General features: G+C 45.7%; 14 protein-coding genes and 1 pseudogene. All 15 read left to right on the plus strand.

What is annotated here, in order from left to right:
- The first annotated feature begins 2 nt into the window (after nt 1-2).
- The gene (locus B4E62_RS09940) at nt 3-1,568 is read left to right on the plus strand and encodes a phosphoethanolamine transferase (protein ID WP_331351945.1); all 1,566 of its coding nucleotides are present in this window, start codon (nt 3-5) and stop codon (nt 1,566-1,568) included.
- Between the two features lie 90 nt (nt 1,569-1,658).
- Entirely contained in the window at nt 1,659-2,624 is a 966-nt protein-coding gene (locus B4E62_RS09945; RefSeq protein ID WP_331351946.1) for a glycosyltransferase, read from the plus strand.
- A 31-nt stretch (nt 2,625-2,655) separates the two neighbouring features.
- A complete protein-coding gene (locus B4E62_RS09950; RefSeq protein WP_331351947.1) occupies nt 2,656-3,510 on the plus strand; it encodes a hypothetical protein in 855 nt (284 codons plus the stop codon).
- Nucleotides 3,507-4,277: a sulfotransferase gene (locus B4E62_RS09955; protein ID WP_331351948.1), complete on the plus strand. Its 771-nt coding sequence runs from the start codon at nt 3,507-3,509 to the stop codon at nt 4,275-4,277. The genes B4E62_RS09950 and B4E62_RS09955 overlap by 4 nt, the downstream gene beginning before the upstream one ends.
- 86 nt (nt 4,278-4,363) lie before the next feature.
- Complete coding sequence (gene rfbA, locus B4E62_RS09960) at nt 4,364-5,275, plus strand: glucose-1-phosphate thymidylyltransferase RfbA (protein WP_349681253.1); 912 nt, start codon at nt 4,364-4,366, stop codon at nt 5,273-5,275.
- On the plus strand, nt 5,275-5,823 hold the full coding sequence (gene rfbC / locus B4E62_RS09965; protein WP_310068647.1) for a dTDP-4-dehydrorhamnose 3,5-epimerase: 549 nt from the start codon (nt 5,275-5,277) through the stop codon (nt 5,821-5,823). The genes rfbA and rfbC overlap by 1 nt, the downstream gene beginning before the upstream one ends.
- A complete protein-coding gene (rfbD, locus tag B4E62_RS09970; RefSeq protein ID WP_331351949.1) occupies nt 5,820-6,734 on the plus strand; it encodes a dTDP-4-dehydrorhamnose reductase in 915 nt (304 codons plus the stop codon). Before rfbC ends, rfbD begins: the two co-directional genes overlap by 4 nt.
- A gap of 60 nt (nt 6,735-6,794) precedes the next feature.
- A complete protein-coding gene (gene rfbB, locus B4E62_RS09975) occupies nt 6,795-7,853 on the plus strand; it encodes a dTDP-glucose 4,6-dehydratase (protein WP_331351950.1) in 1,059 nt (352 codons plus the stop codon).
- Between the two features lie 3 nt (nt 7,854-7,856).
- Nucleotides 7,857-8,648 carry an ABC transporter permease gene (locus tag B4E62_RS09980; RefSeq protein WP_331351951.1) on the plus strand — a complete coding sequence of 264 codons (792 nt, stop codon included), beginning with the start codon at nt 7,857-7,859 and terminating at the stop codon, nt 8,646-8,648.
- Between the two features lie 9 nt (nt 8,649-8,657).
- Entirely contained in the window at nt 8,658-9,887 is a 1,230-nt protein-coding gene (locus B4E62_RS09985) for an ABC transporter ATP-binding protein (RefSeq protein ID WP_331351952.1), read from the plus strand.
- Nucleotides 9,888-9,922: 35 nt separating this feature from the next.
- Nucleotides 9,923-13,672 carry a glycosyltransferase gene (locus tag B4E62_RS09990; RefSeq protein WP_331351953.1) on the plus strand — a complete coding sequence of 1,250 codons (3,750 nt, stop codon included), beginning with the start codon at nt 9,923-9,925 and terminating at the stop codon, nt 13,670-13,672.
- Nucleotides 13,672-14,721, plus strand: a complete 1,050-nt coding sequence (locus B4E62_RS09995) for a hypothetical protein (RefSeq protein ID WP_331351954.1) — start codon at nt 13,672-13,674, stop codon at nt 14,719-14,721. The genes B4E62_RS09990 and B4E62_RS09995 overlap by 1 nt, the downstream gene beginning before the upstream one ends.
- The gene (gene gmhA, locus B4E62_RS10000; RefSeq protein ID WP_331351955.1) at nt 14,718-15,302 is read left to right on the plus strand and encodes a D-sedoheptulose 7-phosphate isomerase; all 585 of its coding nucleotides are present in this window, start codon (nt 14,718-14,720) and stop codon (nt 15,300-15,302) included. The genes B4E62_RS09995 and gmhA overlap by 4 nt, the downstream gene beginning before the upstream one ends.
- Before the next feature lies 1 nt (nt 15,303).
- A complete protein-coding gene (locus tag B4E62_RS10005; protein ID WP_331351956.1) occupies nt 15,304-16,008 on the plus strand; it encodes a nucleotidyltransferase family protein in 705 nt (234 codons plus the stop codon).
- A 121-nt stretch (nt 16,009-16,129) separates the two neighbouring features.
- A pseudogene (locus tag B4E62_RS21400) lies at nt 16,130-17,113 on the plus strand (acyltransferase family protein); the annotation flags it as partial.
- Nucleotides 17,114-17,154 lie beyond the last annotated feature (41 nt).

Raw genomic sequence — 17,154 nt, forward strand, 5'->3', positions numbered from 1 at the left:
TAATGTTCTCTCCCCTCCTGCTTAAATCCCTTTTGCTTCCGCTGCTAGTGCTTTTGCTTGCGGGGGTATTCGCTAGCGATCGAGAGCATGGGTTTGATTTGTTGCATATTGCATCAGTTTTATTATCTGCTTGTTTTATTTATGGCATTTTTCTTTATATCGGCGATAGAAAAATTCTGCGTCTATTCTTTTCATTTTTTCTCTGCATTGAACTCTTCACTCGGCTTGCTTACGAGAGCTCCGTCTCTATTAGCATGATCATAAGCAGTGTTAACACTTCTCCGCGTGAAACCTATGAATTTATTAATTTTCATTTTAAATATCTGTTAATCGTGTTGGTGTGTTGGTGTGCATTATCCTATTTTCCTGCACACTTATTTCGCAATTACAAAAGTGCGATTACAGTTGTCGGGGTGTTCTATCTTATTTTGCCTGCTGTTCCGGTTGCATATGCAACAGTTGCTTCCAATCAATTTGAGCAGCAAATGCGTGCCGCGCGCGCGCGTGGGCTTCCTGTAGGTTTTGCTAAAGTTGAAATAGTAATTGAAAACATCTCCGAACGCTTCTCGCCTTTGCACATGGTGAAAGGTTTTGTCGACCTCTATTTAATAACCAGCAGTAAAGTCAGTACTGATTCAACTTGGACAAATGTAACAGCTGCCACAACCCCCAGGTTACTCATATTGGCCATTGGTGAGTCCCAGCGTGCGGCTAATATGTCGCTTTACGGTTACCCAAGAGACACCACTCCGCGCCTGCTTGCACACTATAAAAATAATATTATTAATCATATTCCCCAAGCCTATGCTGCTGGCCCAACAACTTGGACCGCACTGCCCGCGACTTTAACTATGGGTGCCACAACCCCCGATTTTTCCAAATCTATTATCAATCTTGCAAAAGATGCTGGTTATAAAACCTATTGGTTATCTAATCAGGGGCGTTATGGTGCAACGGATAGATCAGTTGCAGCACTTGCCCATCAAGCAGATGTTGAATTTTTCTATAAGTCGCAAGGTTTTGAGGCGGGGTTCGATTCGGTACTTATTGATGAGCTCAATCGTGTTCTTGCGCGTGATAGTGGCGTGAAGAAAAAATTAATAGTGCTTCATCTTTATGGATCACATATGCAATTTAATCAGCGTTATCCACAAGAGTTTGATTCTTTCAAAAGTGCCAATTCACTTGTTGACCACTACGACAATAGTATTTTGTACGGCGATTTTATTTTGGATCAGGTGATAAATATTGCACGAAAAAATCATGGAGAATTTTTGTATTTTGCAGACCATGGTCTTCGTCATGCTGATCTACCCAATCCGTTGACTCATGATAATGTTGATAATCCCAATCTCGATTCTCTGCACGTGCCTCTAATTTATTCCGTGCCTTCAGCAATAAAACAGCGCACAGTATTCTCTCTATTCTATTTTGAATGCCTGTTCTCCGAATGGGCACAGGTAACAGCGGATCAATTGGCTGAAAATAATTACTGCAGTAATGAGGATGCAGCGAGCATTCATTTTTTTGATGTAAAACTCATGCTCAGAGAAGTGAAATTACAGTAAGGGATCTGCTTACGTGCCAAATGGTTACAATAGCTACAAATATCAGTAGTGCGATTGCGGAATGGCGCAATTAAATAATAGGGGGGAATTATGTTTGGTCTGTTCAAAAAATCTCCTGCTCAAAAATCCATTCTGTTCTACCGCGATCTCACCGAATACACCGGTGGTCAACAAAAAGTCATGGATTATTTTTCGCACTTGCGTACAGTTCCGGAATTTTGTGTCGATATTGCTTTTTCTGCCGCGACTCGGTGGGATAGTTGCAATCCCTGGTTTCCAGAGTATCAATCCACAGCAGTCAACTACGTCCCCGCACATTATGATTATGCGTTTGTTGCTGGCATGGACTGGCTGGTTTACCTCCCCTTGCGGCCAGAAGGGCAGCCGGTAATCAATTTGATCCAGCATGTGCGTCATGCTGACCCTGCGCACCCACTCTGTGAATTTTTAACCGAACCAGCTGTGCGCATTTGTGTTTCGCGGGAGGTTGCGGACGCGATTCGCTCAACTGGTCGAGTGAATGGCCCAGTAGTTGTTATTGATAATGGTTTGGCAATTCCCAATATTCCCACACAGCAAAAACAATATCCGCTATTTATTTTCGGCCCCAAAAATCCTGCAGTAGCGCAGGAATTAACCGATTTGATTCGGGCACAGGGCAAGGATGTTTACTGCATTGATCACTGGCTTCCGCGTTTGGATTTGCTGCACACTTTGGCAGCAAGCCGGATTTCACTGCTATTGCCTAGTGCTACGGAAGGTTTTTATTTGCCTGCGTTAGAATCCATGCGCTATAGCGAGCTCACAATAGTGCCTGATTGTGTTGGCAATCGCAGTTTTTGTCGCAATCGCGAAAATTGTTTATTTCCTGAGTACAATAGCGCTGCATTGATGAGTGCAGTGAAAGAGGCTATGGAAATTATTGAGCAGCCTGCAAAGCTCAACACTTTTAAACAGCATTGTGAATCCACACTGGCTTATCATTCGTTAGCGCGTGAGCGCGATGAGTTTTTAAAGCTCATGCAGCAATTGGATACCTTGTGGGAGCAAATGTAATTTGTTTCCGCTCTGATAAATGGAAACTGTTTTGAACCCCACAAATACTATTTTGTTAACCGGTCTTCCGCGTGCAGGCACGACTCTCTGCTGCCATATTCTGAACACCTACCCGAATGTACTTGCGCTACATGAGCCGTTGACACCAAGTGATTTTGATCCCACCTTGGGGCGTAATGCAGCGGTTTCACAAATTTCCCGTTTCGCGCAGCAAAGTCGGGTTAGCGCCTGGGTTGATGGTGTGGTAGTCAGCCGCCAGAAGGATGGGAAAGTGCCTGAAAATCCGGTGGCGCAGGTGGCGGGACGCGATGGTTTGCGCCCAATTGATGTGAGTATGGGACAAATTGATGTGCGCCATCAGCTGCAGGATGAGCACTTTACTTTGGTGATCAAACACAACGCACTATTCACTGCCTTATTGCCAGAGTTGAATAACACATTGCCAGTGTACGGCATAGTGCGCAACCCACTCGCAGTATTGGCAAGCTGGAATCAAGTGGATTTACCGGTTAACCAAGGCCACATTCCAGCGGGAGAAATGTTTGATCCTGCGCTAAAGTCGCAGCTTGCACAAATAGGCGATCGGCTGCAGCGCCAACTGCATATTCTCGAATGGTTTTGTCGCCAATATGCCGATCATTTAGCCGGGCGCATTTTGCGCTACGAGGATTTTGTTATCAATCCCCATTCTGTGGGTAACCTGTTGCAGTTATCTTCCAGCTTTCCCATAAGTCATGGGCAGCGCAGCAGCCGCAATACTGGCTACGATCTCGCACAAATGGAAGTGTTTTATCAGAATCTGCGTGGATTTGGAGATGCGTTGCCCTATTTCTACCCGCCAGCACAACTGGATGAATTGATGGATAACATCAGGGGCTCGATGTGAAGTCCCTCGCTTTTATGATTATCGGTGTGCAAAAAGGCGGCACCACTGCCCTTAGCCATTTTTTGGCGCAGCATCCCGATATCGGCATGGCGACAACAAAAGAGGTGCATCTCTTTGATGCGCCTGACTTTGATCCTGCATGGTCTGTGGCGGAGATAAACGAGCGCTATCAGCCCTATTTTTTGGGTATGGAGCAGCGTGCCATTCTCGGTGAGGCGACACCGATCTATATCGCTTGGCAGGAAATCATTCCTGAATTAAAACGCTACAACCCGCAACTAAAAGTTATTGTGTTGCTGCGCGATCCGGTAGAGCGCGCGCTTTCTCAGTACGCAATGGAGTTTGTGCGCAATAAAGAGGCTCGGCCACTATGGCTTGCTCTCTTGTTGGAAGGCGCGCGCCTGCTTCGCGATAAGTCGCGCGCACCTTTGGGGGCACGCCGCTGCCATTCCTATCGTACCAGGGGTGAGTATGTTGAGCAGTTGGAGCACTTGCGTCGCTACTTCCCCGATAGCCAGATATTGGTTATAGACAATAGCGAGCTTATCGGCCAGCACGACCAGACGCTGGTGCGAGTCTATGATTTTCTTGGCGTTCCGGTAGTGGATCTGCCCGCATCCGAGCGGGTATTTAGCGGTGATTATGATAGAGCTCGCTATCCAATGTGCCGTTGGTTGCTGGGATGTTGGTATCGTTTTGCTAATCGCCGCTTAAAAAGTCTATTAAGCGACATGGGCTATAGCCCCAACTGGCCATGGCTGCGATAATCCCAGTCCTTGTGGAGGGGAGCTGTATGGCACCCCTGTTAGTATTGCCTGACTAAGGGTAATAGTTTTTCAAAAGGTTTGAATCTATGTCGCAAGACACCCTCAATACAAAGCTGCCGCGTCGCAAAGGTATAGTGCTCGCTGGTGGCTCGGGAACACGTTTGTATCCCCTCACCAAAGCGATCAGTAAACAAATCGTGCCTATTTACGACAAGCCGATGATTTATTATCCACTTACCACCCTGATGTTGGCAGGTATTCGCGATATATTAATTATTTCCACGCCGCGCGATCTTCCTACCTACCGCGAATTGCTTGGAGACGGTGCTGATTGGGGCTTGACGATTTCCTACGCTGAACAACCTTCACCCGATGGCCTCGCGCAGGCGTTCATCATTGGCGAAGAATTTATCGGTACAGATAATTGCGCGCTGGTATTGGGCGATAACATTTATTACTCCCACGATTTTTCATCATTATTACAAAAGGCCGATGCGCGCACAGCGGGCGCCACCGTTTTTGGCTATCACGTCGATGATGCGCGTGCTTACGGCGTAGTGGAATTTGCCGATGATGGCACTGTGTTGTCGATTGAAGAAAAACCGCACAAACCAAAATCCAAATATGCCGTCACTGGTTTGTATTTTTACGATAACCGTGTCATCGACATCGCAAAATCCATTAAGCCATCTGCGCGTGGTGAATTGGAAATTACCGACGTCAATAAAAAATATTTGGAGTTAGGTGAATTAACGGTTGAACTGCTTGGGCGCGGCGCCGCTTGGTTGGATACGGGTACGCACGATAATTTGCTCGCCGCCAGCCAATTTATCCAAACTATCGAAAAGCGTCAGGGTTTAAAAGTGGCATGCCCGGAAGAAATCGCGTTTCGCATGGGATATATCGACAAAGACCAGTTAATCAATCTCGCAAAGCCCTTGCTCAAAAGCGGTTACGGTGAGTACTTGATGAATATTCTTGAAGACCGGGTGTTTTAATGGAAGTAATAGTAACAGCGATTCCCGATGTGCTCTTATTTAAGCCGAAAGTGTTTGGTGATGAGCGCGGCTTTTTTATGGAAACGTTTCGCGCAAGCTGGTTTAGCGAGCGCGATATCAACGCTCACTTTGTGCAAGATAATCACAGCTCGTCAGCGCGCGGTGTGTTGCGTGGCCTGCATTATCAGATAAAAAATCCGCAGGGGAAGCTCGTACGTGTGACAGCGGGTGAAGTTTACGACGTGGCTGTTGATTTGCGCAAAAGCTCGCCGACTTTTGGTCAATCAGTCGGTGTCTATTTATCAGCCCAAAACAAAAATATTTTTTGGATACCACCTGGTTTTGCGCATGGTTTTTTAGTGCTCAGCGAACACGCTGAATTTAATTATAAATGCACAGAATATTATGCGCCCGAACACGATAGATCACTTTTGTGGAATGATCCGGCTCTGGGAATTGAATGGCCGCTCGGCGAAATCAGTGCGCCAGTTTTGTCGGCAAAAGATCAGGCGGCGTTGCCACTTGTTCAGGCTGAGGTGTTTGCATGAGCCTGAGCGATAAGCACATGAAGGTATTGATTACCGGTGCAAACGGCCAGTTGGGTTACGCACTACAAAAAACAGCGCCCGCTGTTATCGGTGCAGAAAAAATGCTCCTGCAATTAATTCCTGTTGCACGTACAGAATTTGATTTGGCGCAACCAGAATCTTTGCTGGCAAGATTGGATACCTATCAGCCTGACGCCATTATCAACGCTGCAGCCTATACGGCGGTTGATAAAGCTGAAGCAAATCAAGAGTTGGCGCAGTGCATTAATGCCACTGCGGTAAGTGCTATTGCGCAATGGTGCGAGCAGAAAAAAATTCCACTCATTCAAGTCTCTACCGATTTTGTTTTTGATGGGAAAAAATCGTCGCCATATCAGCCAGACGACAAAACTAATCCACTTGGTGTCTACGCACAGACCAAGCTTGCTGGCGAGCTTGCTGCCTTGGAGAATTGCTCCACGAGCTATATCGTTCGCACCGGTTGGGTCTATTGTGAACATGGTGCCAATTTTGTAAAAACCATGTTGCGGTTAGCTGCAGAGCGGGAAACTTTGGGTGTGGTCGCTGATCAAGTCGGCACACCTACCTATGCGATCCATCTTGCACAAATGATATGGCAATTATTGGTGCAGCGCCCCACGCAAAAAATATTTCATTGTTCCGATGCAGGTGTTGCCAGTTGGTATGACTTTGCAGTGGCAATTTTTGCCGAAGCTAAAGCGGTGGGACTGCTGGAAAAGGTTCCCCATGTGAAACCTATTGCTACCAGCGATTATCCAACACCTGCGCAGCGCCCATTTTATAGTGTGTTAGATAAACAAATCACTTGGAGCATTTTAGGCATATCTCCCTGTCACTGGCAGAGCGCTGTAGCCTCTATGTTGGCTGCCTACAAAAAACAACAGAGATAACAGGTATAGTGGACTAACCTAATCATTTTTTAATACGAACGGCACTTAATACTGAAACCTATGAAAAATATTCTGATCACCGGCGGTGCCGGGTTTATTGGCAGTAATTTTTGCCATTACTGGGCTACACGGTATCCCGATGACAAGTTAGTCGTATTAGATCTTTTGACTTACGCTGGGCATCGTGAGCATTTGGCATCACTTGAAAAAAATAACGGGCTTGTGTTTATTCAGGGTGACATTGGTGACAAAGCGTTAGTAGAAAAATTATTTAGCAATTATATGATCAACTGTGTTGTGCATTTCGCTGCCGAGTCGCATGTGGATCGGTCTATTGATGGGCCTGACGCGTTTATCCAAACCAATATTGTGGGTACGCATAACTTACTCAAAGCAGCCAAAAAGTATTGGTTGGACGCAGGTATTACTGAGCACCACTTTCACCACGTCTCTACCGATGAAGTCTATGGTTCACTTGAGACGGATGCGCCCGCATTTACTGAATCGACACCCTTTGCTCCCAATTCGCCATACTCAGCGTCCAAGGCTGCTTCAGATCATCTGGTGCGCGCCTATCACCATACCTATGGGTTAAAGGTTACCACCAGTAATTGCTCCAATAATTATGGGCCTTATCAAGACAGTGAAAAATTGATTCCGCTTATTATCCAAAATATTTTATTGGGTAAATCTTTGCCGATTTATGGTGATGGCAAAAATATTCGTGATTGGTTATATGTTGAAGATCACTGCCGTGCTATTGATTTGATTCTGACTAAAGGTGTTGTGGGTGAGGTCTACAATGTGGGTGGTGAAAATGAGTGGCGCAACATTGATATAGTGAATTTAATTTGTGAGCAAGTCGATGCCGCTTTACTGGCAGAGCCGCAGTTACTGACGGCTTATCCCAATACACCTTGTGCCTCAGGCGGTCTCGCAAAAAGCCTAATTACCTTTGTTAAAGATCGCCCTGGACATGACCGACGCTATGCGATTGATCCAAGTAAGTGCCATGCCCAGCTTGGTTATCACCCGCAGGAAAGTTTTGAAACCGGCATTGTCAAAACAATTCTCTGGATGCTGCACAATCAAAAAAAAATTCAAGGTACATTGGGCTGATCTATGTTTACTCAGGCATGGAAACATAAGACGCTAATTTGGCAATTGCTACGGCGCGATATTCAATCGCGTTATCGCGGTTCGGTATTGGGTTTACTTTGGTCATTGGGTACACCAATGATTATGTTGGCGATTTATACGTTTGTTTTTCAGTACATTTTTAAATCGCGCTGGAATGATTCGGCAGGCGATACCACACTCAGTTTTGCGATAGTGCTATTTCTCGGCTTAAGTATTCATGGCTTGCTAGCGGAGATACTAACCAAATCGCCAGTGCTTATTACTGGGAACCCAAATTTTGTTAAGAAAATTGTTTTCCCATTAGAACTGCTCTCCTGGATTACATTGTTCGGTGCAATTTTTACCTTCCTTATTAGTTTTGGTTTGTTGCTGTTATTTATTTTGATTGAATTGCGGTCAATTCCGCTGACCGCACTATTGTTGCCCATTATATTGCTTCCTTATTTATTGCTGTTGTTGGGGCTCTCTTGGATACTCGCGGCGCTGGGCGTTTACTTGCGTGATATACAGCAAATCACAGGCACACTGGCTACGCTCATGCTGTTTTTAAGTCCGATATTTTATTCAGTTAATATTTTGCCAGAAAATATGCAGATGCTTATTTTTATTAATCCCTTGTCATTTGTGGTTGAGTCTGCTCGTGCAGTGTTGATTTATGGCAAGTTGCCTGATTTTGTTGGGCTCGCGATCTATTCTTTTGTCTCGATGGGTGTGGCTGCCTTGGGTTATGTTTTCTTTCGCAAGGTCCGCCCCGGCTTTGCAGATGTACTGTAGGTTGCGATTATGATTAGGGTGAGCAACATTTCAAAAACCTATCTTGTCTGGCGCACCCCGTTTAGCCGTTTGTTTGTGCCCTTGGTAATTCGCCTATTGCGATTATTTTTTCCTGCCTATTGTGATGCGTTATTGCAGCGCGCTTGCCAATCTATTCGCGCTTTGGAGCAAGTGGATTTTTGTGTGCAGGAAGGCGAGAGCCTCGGTATTATCGGTTTAAATGGCAGCGGCAAAAGTACCCTTCTACAAATTATCGCGGGCACTCTACAGCCTACTACCGGCAGTGTAGAGGTGAAAGGACGAATTGCTGCCCTATTGGAATTAGGTAGCGGTTTTGATCCGGAGTTTACCGGGCGTGAAAATGTATATATCAATGCTTCCATCCTTGGGCTGACGCGCCGTGAAATTGATGCGCGTTACGATGCGATTGTAGCATTTGCGGATATCGGTGATTTTATTGATCGTCCGGTCAAAACCTATAGTTCCGGTATGATGGTGCGTCTAGCGTTTGCAGTGCAAGTCCATGTAGAGCCTGATGTATTAATTGTCGATGAGGCCTTGTCGGTAGGTGATGCTCGTTTTCAAGCAAAGGCGCTCACTAAAATTGAAGAAATTTTAAGGCGTGGCACCACATTATTATTTGTGGGACACGATCTCAGTGCGGTTCGTTCTTTTTGCAATCAGGCCATGTTATTAGATAAAGGGCGAGTTATTAAGTCTGGCATTCCAGATGATGTTATCGCTGATTATTTATATATTGTACAAAAAGATCGTGTTGCAGAACTGGGCAATGGCTTGGAACTTAAGCGCAAAGGAAAAGGTTTTGTGCTGCAGGGCTTTGATATTGTTGACGCGTACTTTGTGGGTAAGGAGCAGCACGCCACGTTGGGTTTTGGTATGCAGTTGACTCTGCTGGTTGATATCCAGATGACCGCCATTATGGCGGCGCCATTTTTGATTGTCGATATTATCGACAATCGTGGCATGCAGCTCACGGGTAAGCGCATTGCTGTTCCCCAATTTGAAGGCGTGCGACAAGTTGCGATAAATATGCATTGTAGTTTTCAAAAAGGTATTTATCGCGTGCGTCTGCGTTTGGTAAATGCGCCAAGCCTTGAGCAAACATTGTTAATAGGCCGTTACGAAGATTTGTTGTCGATTGAAATGATTGAAGATGTGCGCGATCAATTTACTGGATTATTCCCCATACCGATGGATGTCGTTTGGGTAACACGTTAACCTGATATCATCGTTTTTTATTGCCGAGATTGCTTGTGATTAAAGCCAAGAGATTAATTGTTTTGTTAGGCATGCATCGCAGTGGCACCAGTGCTGTGATGAATGCATTGGCCTGCATGGGTGTAAGTCTAGGCGATAATTTATTGCCAGCAGGAAAAGACAACCCAAAAGGTTTTTTTGAAGACAAATCTATTAATGATTTGAATATCGAAATGCTTGATGTAATTGGGCAGGACTGGTTCAGTCTATCGCTGGTGACAGATGCTCAGGTGGAGCAATTAGTTAATGCAGGCTATTTAGAAAAGGCCGTAGATTTATTGCGTGCAAAAATGGTTGGGCATGAGCTGTTCGGCTTTAAGGATCCGCGTGTTTCTAAATTGTTAAAGTTTTGGGTGAAGGTATTTGCATTGCTGGAATGTGAAACCCAATATGTGCTTTGCTTGCGTCATCCATTGAGTGTTGCCAATTCAATTCTAAAACGTAATAAAACTCCCATACGCAAGGGCTATCTACTCTGGCTGAGTTATAATCTGGCGATACTCACCCAGCACTTATCTACGTCGCTTGTTGCACTTGATTATGATCAGCTAATGGAGTCGCCGGAAGCGCAACTGGAGTACCTTGCACAGCAACTGAACCTGAACATTCAACCAGATTTGGCTGCTCGCTTTGTTGAAGAGTTCCTGGACGATAATTTACGCCATACCACTTTTTCAGCTCTTGATTTAAAACATGATTGGCAATGCCCACCTGCTGTGATTTCCGCTTATGACATAAGCCATGGTTTGCTGTTGGTAGATAATCAACCAGCGATTGCCCGTTTTAATGAATTGTATTTCGCGCAAAAACAGCAATTGGATGAAGAGTTTTTATTGCTCGATCAAATTGAAAAAGCCGCGATAGATTATGTTTATGCCAATGAAAACGTTTCCGGTTTAAAGCAGCTGGTTGAAGAGCGCACGCAGTGGGCAAGGTCATTAGAGCAGCAAGTTAATGAAAGAACCGAATGGGCTAAATCTTTAGAGGAACAGGTGGAGGTGCGTACACTCTGGGCAAAATCCTTAGAAGAGCAGGTGGATGAACGTACGCGCTGGGCAATCAACCTCGAACAGCAGGTTGAGGAAAGAACCCGATGGGCTAAATCGCTCGAATTGCAGGCTGAAGAGCGAACCCGCTGGGCAAAAGATCTTGAGCAGCAAGTGGAGGAGCGAACCCGCTGGGCAAAAGATCTTGAGCAGCAAGTGGAGGAGCGAACCCAATGGGCCAAATCTTTGGATCAGCAGTTAGCGCTTATGCGCAGCAGTGAATCTCGTTTGCGTGAAGACATAATATCGGCGCAAGAAAATATTGCACAGCTGAACGATAAAAACAGTCAGTTACATCAACGCTTGCAGGATACAAACGAGCAATTACTTATCACGCAACAAAAACTGGATTTACAAATCCAACATTTAGATTCGCAAATTTCTGTTAATAAAAATCTGGAGTATCAACTGAAGGACTTACAATCGGATTACAAACGGGTCATCAATTCGCGCTCGTGGAAAATCACTCGCCCCTTGCGTGTTGTCGGACGCCTGTTGCGTGGGGAGACCGGCTCGGTTATCACATCGCTTAAGCCGCGTTTGCAGCGCTTGGCGCGCAATACATACCACCGCTTGCCGTTGAATTCGCATATTAAAAATGCCTTGGCAGGTTGTATTTATCGCATTGCCGGTTCGATGTTTGAAGGCGTAGTACATTATGAAATGTGGCGTCGCAGCGGCAAGCCGAACTTACCTGCGGTTGCCATTCAGGGTGTTATTGCCCCCGATGACATGCAATCGGTACTAAATAGCTTGGTCTTGCCCGTATCATCGGCGCCCTTGGTGTCAGTGGTTATTCCTAGCTACGGCAACTTACCGGTGACGCTCACCTGTTTGGCATCTATTGCACGTCATAAACCGAAAGCAACAATTGAAGTGATTGTGATGGAGGATCATTCCCCCGATCACGAGATTCATTGTTTGCAGCAGGTGCAGGGGCTGCGTTACGAGGTCAATCCACACAACCTCGGGTTTATCCGTTCGTGCAATCGCTCAGTGTCGCTGGCCAAGGGTGAATATATTTATTTGCTGAATAACGATACTGAAGTGACCGAGGGATGGTTGGATAAATTGTTGGAAGTGTTTGCGAGTCATTCTGATTGCGGCATGGTGGGATCAAAGCTGGTGTATCCCGATGGGCGCTTGCAAGAAGCTGGTGGTATTTTATGGCGCGATGGTTCCGCGTGGAATTACGGCCGTATTCAAGATCCATCCCAACCACAATTTAATTATTTGAAAGAGGTGGACTATTCTTCTGGCGCCTCCCTGCTGATCAAGAAAAAGTTGTTTATCGAGTTGGGATTGTTTGATGAGCGCTATGTGCCCGCATATTGTGAAGATTCGGATTTGGCCTTCAAGGTGCGCGCCGCTGGATTAAAACTTTACTACCAGCCGGCATCAGTAATTGTCCATTACGAGGGAGTATCCAATGGCACCGATGTGCATGGTGGCGGCGTCAAGTCGTATCAATTGGAAAACCAGAAGAAATTTTTTGAAAAATGGCAAAGTGTATTGAGCCAACATCCCGAGAATGCCCAGCGGGTATTTGCTGCGCGCGATAAATCCCTGGCTAAGCCCTGCATTGTTATTGTCGATCACTATGTGCCGCGCCCGGATCGTGATGCAGGCTCGCGCACCATGGTGGCATTTATCCAAACCTTGCTAAACATGAATTGCAATGTGAAATTCTGGCCAGATAATTTGTGGTTTGATCCCGAATACACACCGCAATTGCAGCAGTTGGGTGTGGAGGTTATTTATGGCAGTGATTATGTCGGTAAGTTCGAAGACTGGATTCGTTCAGCAGAAGGGCAGGTGACTCAGGTACTGTTGAGTCGGCCGCATATCGCAATTAATTATTTGGATACGCTTAAAAAATTTCCCGAGATCCATGTTGCTTACTACGGTCATGATCTGCATTTTGCGCGTATGCAAAATGAAGCTCAGGTCACGGGTAATAATCGTTTATTAAAAGAAGCTGACGATTGTTTGCAAATGGAAAGTAAAATTTGGCACGCGGTGGATATGGTGTTGTACCCATCGGATGAGGAGACCGGTTTTATCCATGCCCAGTATCCCACTGTTACAGCGCAGACTATATCGCCTTATATTTATCCGCAGGCTTCCAATTATCTGCAGCGTGATCCTATCAACAACAATCGGATTATTTTTGTCGCCGGTTTCGGTCATCCACCCAATACGGATGCGGCAAAGTGGTTTGTGAAAGAAATTTTGCCCGAAATCAAAAGCCGTATTGAAGATGTCGAAGTATATCTGATTGGCTCCAATCCTTCTGATGAAGTCAAAGCCCTGGCATCGGATAGAGTGATTGTCACTGGCTATGTGACCGACGAACAATTACTGGCGCATTACTTGAGTGCGCGTGTCGCGGTTGTGCCCTTGCGTTATGGTGCCGGTATAAAAAATAAGGTGATTGAGGCTATGGCTTATGGTACCCCTCTAGTGACCACTGATATTGGGGCACAGGGATTGGAGGGATTGGCTGAGGTTACGCCGGTTGCATCAGGCGCTACAGAATTTGCCGCGCATGTGTGTGAAATCTTGAATAACGATATTCAGTGGCGTAGCAGCTCCAATAATGGCGCCCTGTTTGTAGAAAAACATTTTTCTGAGGCCGCGATGAGCAGTATGCTTCGACAATCGCTTAAAATTTCATTTCCCGGCGAAGGCAAACTCTAATGCGTTTAAATTTGGATAAACTTTATGGCAAAGTCAGGGCGCGTGCACCGCTGCGTCTGGGTCTCGCAGGTGGTGGTACCGATGTATCTCCTTATTCCGATGAATTTGGAGGGTATGTGCTCAATGCCACTATCGACAAATATGCTTACGCGACGCTCAGCTACAACGATAGTGGCGTGGAATTTGTTGCTGCAGATATCGAAGCGCGTTGGCAGGGGCCTGCCGTAGCCGCAATTGACGCGGGAAAAAAGCTGGAGCTGCATGCCGGGGTTTATAATCGCATTGTGCGTGAATTTCTCGATGGCAAAGCTATACCAGTGTCATTGGTTACTCACAGTGAAGCGCCACCCGGTTCTGGTCTTGGCTCGTCGTCTACCATGGTGGTAGCGATGGTGCAGGCGTTTGTTGAATACCTTGCCTTGCCACTGGGTGAATACGATATTGCCAAACTTGCTTATGAGATCGAACGTGTTGATTTAAATCTGGCAGGTGGCAAACAAGATCAATATGCCGCCGCATTTGGCGGATTTAATTTTATGGAGTTTTATCACGACCGTGTGATCGTCAATCCACTGCGGATTAAAACCGATCATCGCGCTGAGCTTGAATCATCACTGGTACTTTTTTATACCGGTGTATCGCGCGAGTCAGCCAATATTATTAAAGAGCAAACTAATAATGTAGTCGGCCGCAATGATCAAGCCATGGCAGCATTGCAAGCAGTAAAAGCTGAAGCGCAAAAAATGAAGGAGGCTATTTTGCAGGGGGATTTTGAAAACCTCGCTGCATCTTTGCGCTCCTCCTGGGAGGCCAAAAAGAAAATGGCCTCGACGATTAGCAACACTGATATCGATATTATTTATAACGCCGCCATCGCCTCGGGCGCGGTTGCCGGAAAAGTATCGGGAGCCGGTGGTGGTGGTTTTATGATGTTTTTAGTTGATCCTGCCAAACGTCCAAACGTTATCCGTGCCCTGAATGGTTTTAATGGACAAGTGATGACAGCGGTTTTTGTTGAACAGGGTGCACACTCTTGGAGAGTAATATGATTCATTTTATTGAAAAAGAATTATCAAAACTGGCAACGCTGATAGCTGATATTCAAGCGGATAAAGCGCTACTGAATCAGGTTGTTCAATCAGCCGAAGCTATTGTTGCTACATTGCGCAATGGCGGCAAGGTATTAATTGCGGGTAATGGTGGCTCAGCTGCTGATGCACAACATATCGCGGGCGAATTTGTTAGCCGCTTTCATTACGATCGTCCTGGTCTCGCCGCTATCGCATTAACAACTGATACGTCAATCCTCACTGCGATTGGTAACGATTATGGTTATGAGCGTCTGTTTTCCCGACAGGTGCAAGCACTAGGGCGTGAAGGCGATGTGTTTATTGGCATCTCTACGTCAGGTAATTCGGCAAATGTGATTGCCGCCTTTGAAGAAGCGCGCAAACTGCAGTTAACGACCATCGGATTCACGGGCGTAATGGGCGGAAAGATGGCTGAAATGTGTGATATCACTTTACGTATGCCATCAAAAGAAACGCCGAAAATTCAAGAGGGTCATATTGCTATTGGCCACATCATCTGCGGCTTGGTTGAAGCTGCTATGTTCCCGAGAAACGAATAACGTGTACGAAGCCATTATTCTTGCGGGTGGGTTTGGTACACGTTTACGCGAAGCTGTACCCGATTTGCCAAAGCCCATGGCACCGATTGCCGGTAAACCTTTTTTGGCTTGGCAGTTGGAGTATTTAATTCAAATAGGTGTTAATCGTTTTATTTTATCGGTCGGCTATAAGGCCGAAACAATTCGTGATTATTTTGGCGATGAATATCACGGTGCTGACATTGTTTACGCAGAAGAGACCGAGCCATTGGGTACCGGCGGGGCTATTCAATATGCATTGACCAAAGCAATTCAAGCGCGAGTGTTTGTGTTAAATGGCGATACCCTATGTGCGACTGATCTTGGTGCGCTGCGTGCGCTCACAGTTAACCATCCCGGTTCAGTGGGTATTGCAGTAAAACATGTCGATAATGCCGGTCGCTATGGCGCCATTGCCTTTGATGAAAAAACCCGATTGGTTACACGTTTTGGTGAAAAGTTATCAGCAGATCCCGGTTACATTAATGCAGGTATTTACGATGTCCCTGCCAATCTATTTGATACCATTGCGATAGCAACACCTTTTTCATTTGAGGTGAGTGTTATCCAACACCTGGTTGGTAACAACCTGTACGCGCAAGCATCGGGTGATTTTTTTATTGATATAGGCATTAAAGACGATTTCTTAAGTGCACAAACCTTAATCCCCTCTTTTATAAAGCAGTAACCCTGTTGGCTTGCGGTGCAGCATCATACACCTGCGCTTGCTGCCGATGTGAACAGGCGTAGCACGCCAAATGGATGAGCCGGGCCACCATAAATTCTGAACACTGTCGAGCAGCGCATACATGTTGTTAAACCAGGTACTCAATCCGAGAAATAATAATTTCGATTTGTTTCGTCTGATCGCCGCCTTGTTGGTGATCTATGGTCACGCGTCGGGGCTTGTGCATGTACCTAACGTGGTCAATAGCGATTTCGTAGCGAGTCTGTTGCGCTTTGATTATTCCGGTTCCCTCGCGGTAAAGTTTTTTTTCATGCTCAGTGGTTTACTGGTAACCGCGAGTTTTCTCTCCCGGCCACATGTGGGGGAATTTATTATAAAACGTGCGGCGCGGATTCTGCCGGGGTTGTTTGTTTGTTTGTGTATTTCGGTATTTATTATCGGCCCCTGGTTTACCACCCTGTCTTTGCCTGAATATGTTGCTAACAGTCAGACCTGGAATTATTTAATTAATAATACGCTCTTATACCAATTGGAGTGGCGTTTGCCTGGTGTTTTTGCGGACAGCAAATATGGTCTCAATGGATCGCTCTGGACTCTGCCTTTAGAAGTGGTTTGCTATTTATTTTTGGCCGCGGTCTATGGGTTAGGGATTTGGCGGATTCAGTGGCTGGCGAATTTGGTCTTGTTGGGTGTGGTATTTCTCTCTTTCTTTATGCCAGAGTTTTTGACTCCGGTTTTTGCTGGCAATAAAGAAGCGCATTTATTGCCAGGATGCTTTGCATTGGGGGCATTGTTTGCGACCAATCAAAACCTGATTGTGATTCATAGACAGGGTGCTCTGGCACTTGTTCTATTAACCGCGTTGCTCTGGGCCACTAGCTTGAAGCTGGTACTCTTTTATTTATGCTTTTTCTATTGTTGCCTCTATTTAGGTTCACGCAAAGCGGTAGTTGAAAAATTAAAAATTCCAGCTGATCCGTCCTACGGTGTTTATATATATGGTTTTTTGATCCAGCAATGTCTGGGTCATCTTTTTCCCCAACAAGGGGTGTTATTCAATCAAATAGTTGCCGCCATTATCGCACTTATCGCAGGCATACTTTCCTGGTACTACATTGAAAAGCCTTCGATGCGGTTGGTCAAAAA

This window comes from Cellvibrio sp. UBA7671, from assembly GCA_002483145.1.
Taxonomy (GTDB): Bacteria; Pseudomonadota; Gammaproteobacteria; order Pseudomonadales; family Cellvibrionaceae; genus Cellvibrio; species Cellvibrio fibrivorans.